The 1,783-nt window shown below is 63.0% G+C and carries 1 protein-coding gene; it reads left to right on the top strand.

Going from position 1 to position 1,783, the window contains the following annotated elements:
* Positions 1-1,554: glutamate-cysteine ligase family protein (locus NW841_RS11305; RefSeq protein ID WP_414386448.1), on the top strand; the 1,554-nt coding region annotated here is incomplete at its 5' end.
* Between the last annotated feature and the right edge of the window lie 229 nt (positions 1,555-1,783).

Raw genomic sequence — 1,783 nt, 5'->3', positions numbered from 1 at the left:
GGGTACAGGGCGGGGCTCCTGCGGTTTCTAGCTGATAAGAGTAGTTACGATGTTCTCATCCAGGGGAGCCGCGGAGTTGTCTCGATGGGCCAGGAGATTGCCTCCTTCAGCTTTGGCGCAGAGGACTTTGCCGAGTTCAAAGCTCGGCTGCAGCAGGAGACAGATCTGCTGGATCGCTGGCTGGCCGCCGCGCCGGGGCTGGATCCCGCCTGTCGACCTTTTGCCCAGGGATCCCTGGTGGGTGGGTTTGAGCTGGAAGCGTGGCTGGTCACCCCCCAGGGAGAGCCGGCCCCGATCAACTCCGCCTACCTGGAGGCCGTCAACAACCCGCTGGTGGTGCCGGAACTGGCCCGCTTCAACATCGAGATCAACGGCCGGCCTCAGGTCTTGGTCGGTTCGGCTCTGCGGCAGTTGCAGCAAGAGCTGGCGCAGACCTGGGATCACTGCTGCCGAGTGGCCGAGCAACTGCAGGCGGGGCTGATGATGATCGGCATTTTGCCCACGCTGCAGCAGCAGCAGCTCACTTTGGAAATGATCTCGCCTCGCAAGCGCTACCTGGCCCTCAACGAGCAGATCCTAAACCTGCACCGGCGCGAGCAACCCTCAGGGATCCCGCCCCTGGGGCTGGCGATCGCAGGGCCTGCCACCCTGCTGCGCGTCACCCACCCAAACGTTATGCTGGAGGCAGCCACCACCTCCTTTCAGATCCATCTGCAGGTGTCGCCCCACCAGGCAGCCCGCTACTTCAACGCTTCTCTCCTGGTGTCGGCCCCCCTGGTGGCCCTGGCAGCCAATTCTCCCTGTCTGTTTGGGCACGACCTGTGGGCGGAAACCCGCATCCCGGTGTTTGAGCAGGCGTTGGATGGCCCACCCCCCCTCGCCCCCACCCACCAAGCTCGCGTTACCTTCGGGCAAGGCTATGTCCAGGAATCCCTAATGGAGCTGTTTTGGGAAAATCTGCACCGCTACCCGGTGGTGTTGCCGCAAAGGTTAGCCGCTGCCCCCTCGGAGCTGGCCCACCTGCGTCTGCACAACGGCACCATCTGGCGCTGGAACCGCCCCCTCATCGGCTTGGATCCCGTTCCCCACCTGCGCATCGAACAGCGGGTGGCTGCAGCAGGCCCCACCCTGCCGGACATGATCGCCAATGCGGCCTTCTACTTTGGCCTGGTGCAAGCTCTGGGATCCCAACCCCTTCCCCCGGAGCAGGAGCTGAGCTTCGCCCAGTGCCGCACCAATTTCTACGCGGCCGCCCGCTTCGGCCTCGAGGCCCCCATCACCTGGCTCAAGGGGTGGCAGGGATCCCTGCGCCAATTGTTGTTGCAAGAGCTGCTCCCGCAAGCAGAGGCGGGCTTGGCGCAACTGGACTTGGCGCCCCAGGACATCCAGGAGTACCTGGGCATTCTCCGCGGCCGTGTCGAGTCGGGGCAGAATGGGGCCACCTGGCAGCGCCGCTACGTGGCTCGGCATGGTAAAGATATGCAACAATTGACCTGTGCCTACTGGGAACGACAGCGGCAAGGTCAGCCGGTACACACCTGGGATCTCGGCTAGGGAAGCCGGCAGGGGGGATAAGTCACCGCTTGAGGGATGCTTTCTCAAAAGTCAGGACGACGACCTAAGCCACAAGCACGGCAGCCAGTTGTTTATTTCCAGCTAAGGATGAGACAGTTCGCTACCCCAATCTCCCTGTCCCCTCTCCCAACGGGAGAGGGGCTGGGGGTGAGGGCTTCTTAAGCAGCCAAAAGGTTTGCGTTGAGGTGCTTGCCCAAAAAACCGTATG

Source organism: Synechococcus sp. H60.3 (genome assembly GCF_047462295.1).
GTDB lineage: Bacteria > Cyanobacteriota > Cyanobacteriia > Thermostichales > Thermostichaceae > Thermostichus.
This window is presented reverse-complemented; position numbering and strand designations above follow the sequence as displayed.